The following is an 870-nucleotide window of genomic DNA, read 5'->3' as shown; positions in this document are numbered from 1 at the left end:
GTCTCGTGGGCTCGGCCGGCAGGACCGCGTCGAGGAGTTCGCGCGCCGCCGGATGGGTGAGCGAGAGGACCGGCCGGCACGGCGAGGCGTCGACGATCCGCCCGTCACCCAGCACCACGATCCGGTCGGCGAAGCGGCGCGCCAGCCGCACGTCGTGGGTGACGAGCAGGAAGGCGGTGCCGTGCCGGCGGCGCAGGGCCGCGAGATGATCGAGGATCTCGACTTGGCGCGGCGCATCGAGGTTCGAGACCGCCTCGTCGAGGACGACCAGGGCCGGCCGCGTGGCGAGCGCCCGGGCGAGGCCCACCCGCTGCACCTGCCCGCCGGAGAGCTGTCCCGGGAGCCGCAGGGCCACGGCGGGGTCGAGGCCGACCGTCGCCAGCACCTCCTCCACCCGCGCCTGCCGTTCGGGAGCGGACAGGCCGGTCAGGTGGCGTAGCGGCTCGGCGACGATCCGGCCGACCGGGTGGCGCGGGTTGACCGCCGAGAGCGGGTCCTGGAGCACCATCTGGATCGCGGCCCGGACGGCCCGCCACCCGGCCCGGTCGAGGCGGGACAGGGGCGTGCCGCGAAACAGCACCTCTCCGGCCTCGGCCGGTTCGAGCCCGAGAAGCAGGCGGGCGAGCGTGCTCTTGCCCGAGCCGCTGCGGCCGATCCGGGCGACGCACTCGCCCTCCACGAGGGCGCGGTCGATGCCCGCGGGCACGGTGCGAGGCGCGCGGGGCCCCGGATAGGAGTGGCGGAGCCCCCGGGCCGTCAGCAGGGCCGTCATGCCGGCTCCCCGTGCAGGGCCCGGTGGGCGGCGAGGAGCGCCCGCGTCGCCGGCGCGGCCGGCGCGGCGAAGACCCGCGCGACGGGGCCCGCCTCGAC

At 77.7% G+C, this 870-nt stretch carries 1 protein-coding gene; it reads right to left on the bottom strand.

Annotated elements, in window-relative coordinates; all coding sequences use genetic code 11:
- The coding region (locus tag NS355_RS17945) for an ATP-binding cassette domain-containing protein (protein WP_058746880.1) at window positions 1–772 on the bottom strand (772 nt) is incomplete at its 3' end.
- Window positions 773–870 lie beyond the last annotated feature (98 nt).

This window comes from Sphingomonas yabuuchiae, from assembly GCF_001477495.1.
In the GTDB taxonomy this organism is placed as follows: domain Bacteria; phylum Pseudomonadota; class Alphaproteobacteria; order Sphingomonadales; family Sphingomonadaceae; genus Sphingomonas; species Sphingomonas yabuuchiae_A.
This window is presented reverse-complemented; position numbering and strand designations above follow the sequence as displayed.